The organism is Microvirga sp. jy35, assembly GCF_056148915.1.
Genome location: NZ_JBWBEW010000102.1, coordinates 1 through 2231, shown reverse-complemented (window position 1 = coordinate 2231; position 2231 = coordinate 1). Strand labels below are relative to the sequence as shown.

Here is a 2231-nt window from a genome sequence, read left to right as displayed (position 1 = left end):
TGAACAGCGAGTGAGGCCATGGCGCGCCACACCTTCTTCTGCATCGACGGCCATACCTGCGGCAACCCGGTCCGGGTGGTGGGCGGCGGCAGCATTCCCCAGCTCAAGGGGGATACGATGTTCGACCGGCGCCAGCACTTCCTGGCTGAATACGACTGGATTCGGACCGGCCTGATGTTCGAGCCGCGCGGCCACGACATGATGTCGGGGTCGATCCTGTACCCGCCCACGCGGCCCGATTGCGACGTGGGCATCCTGTTCATCGAGACATCGGGCTGCCTGCCCATGTGCGGCCATGGCACCATCGGAACGGTGACCATCGCGCTGGAGAACGGCCTCATCCATCCGAAGACTCCGGGCCTGCTGCGGCTCGATACCCCTGCCGGCGTGGTGGAGGCACGCTACGAGCAGAACGGGCCGTTCGTGGAGCGGGTGCGCATCACCAACATTCCGTCCTTCCTCTATGGCACCGGCTACGAGGTCGAGGTCGAGGGGCTCGGCCACCTTACCGTCGATGTGGCCTATGGCGGCAACTTCTACGCCATCGTGGAGCCGCAGACGCTCTACTCGGATGTGGCAGACGTCAATCCGTCCGACATCCTGCGCTGGAGCCCGAAGCTGCGCGAGGCCTTCAATGCGCGCTACCAGATCGCCCATCCCGAGAACCCGGCCATCAACCGCCTGACGCACGTGCTGTGGACCGGAAGAGCCCAGAATCCGGGCAGCACCGCGCGCAATGCGGTGTTCTATGGTGACAAGGCCATCGACCGTTCCCCCTGTGGCACGGGCACCTCCGCCCGCATGGCGCATCTCGCCGCCCGCGGGGCCCTGAAGGAGGGCGATGCCTTCGTTCACGAGAGCATCATCGGCTCCACCTTCACGGGGCGCATCGAGGGGCGCACCAAGGTGGGCGATCGCGACGCGATCATCCCGTCCATCGAAGGCTGGGCGCGGGTGACCGGTTTCAACACCATCTTCATCGACGACCGGGATCCCTTCGCCAACGGCTTCCAGGTCGTCGACCAGAGTCGCTAGGCCTCAAGCCTGTTTTAGGGAAGAACCATGCGGGTCGCGATCATCGGGGCAGGCATCGTGGGGCTTGCCACCGCGCATGCCTTGCTCGACAGGGGCCATGAGGTCGTTCTGATCGAGCCGGGCGGCAAGGAGGGGCGTCCGACAGACGGCAATGCCGGCTGGATCGCCCATACCGACGTCATGCCGCTCGCCTCCCCGAAGGCGTGGCGCAACCTGCCGCGCTGGCTGATGGACCCGCTTGGCCCCCTGACGATCCGGCCCGGATACCTGCCGCATCTGATGCCCTGGCTGGCGCGCTTCCTGCTGGCCTCGTCGCCTGCCCGCATCATGGCCAGCATCGGGGCGATCCGCTCCATCAATGCGGAGGCTCTCCCGGCCTGGAAGAGCCTGCTGTCGTCTCTCCATCTGAGCGGGCATCTCCGGGAGAACGGGATCCTCTCCGTGTGGAGGCAACAGGGCGATTTCCTTCGCTCGAAGGACATCATCGAGCGTCAGCGCGGCTTCGGGATCGAGGCGGAAGCCCTGAGCCCCGCGGCACTTGCAGAACTGGAACCTGCGCTCCGCAACGTGGAAGCGGCCGTTCTCTACCCGGATGCCTGCCATGTCTCCGATCCGGCCAACCTGGCCGCCGACCTGCTGCGGCTGGCTCTGGAGCGGGGCGCCGTTCATGTGGCGGCGCATGCGTTGCGGATCGAGCCGACGAATGAGGCCGTTCACGTTCATACGGATGGAGCCCCCTCGGAAGTAGTCGCCGACCAGGTCGTGGTCTCGGCCGGGATCTGGTCGCGTGGCATGGCGGCCGAACTCGGCGACAGGATCCCGCTCGACACCGAGAGGGGCTACAACGCAACCTATCCCAAGGGCACGTTCGGCATCGGCCGGCCCATCATGTTCGAGGGCGAGGGCTTCGTCACGACGCCTCTCGATACGGGCGATCGGGTCGGCGGCGCCGTCGAATTCGCAGGACTTGGGACGCCGCCCAACCACAGCCGGACAGACGCCATGGTGCAGCGTCTGACGCGCTTCCTGCCTCATGTCCCGTCAGAACAGGCGGTAAAGCGCTGGATGGGCTTCAGGCCCTCGATCCCGGATTCCTTGCCGGTGATCGGCCCGGCCCGGAAGGACAGGCGCGTGATCTATGCCTTCGGTCACGGGCACTACGGTCTCACCCAGGCCGCTGTTACGGCCCAGATGGT

At 66.2% G+C, this 2231-nt stretch carries 2 protein-coding genes; both read left to right on the top strand.

The window, feature by feature from the left end:
* The first annotated feature begins 18 nt into the window (after positions 1-18).
* The gene (locus AC0QTX_RS27330; RefSeq protein WP_474606934.1) at positions 19-1035 is read left to right on the top strand and encodes a 4-hydroxyproline epimerase; all 1017 of its coding nucleotides are present in this window, start codon (positions 19-21) and stop codon (positions 1033-1035) included.
* A 27-nt stretch (positions 1036-1062) separates the two neighbouring features.
* The coding region (locus tag AC0QTX_RS27325; protein WP_474606933.1) for an NAD(P)/FAD-dependent oxidoreductase at positions 1063-2231 on the top strand (1169 nt) is incomplete at its 3' end.

What these genes read in the sequence shown, in the direction of transcription:
- AC0QTX_RS27330 (WP_474606934.1), top strand. Translation starts at nt 19, where the DNA reads ATGGCGCGCCACACCTTCTTCTGCATCGACGGCCATACCTGCGGCAAC.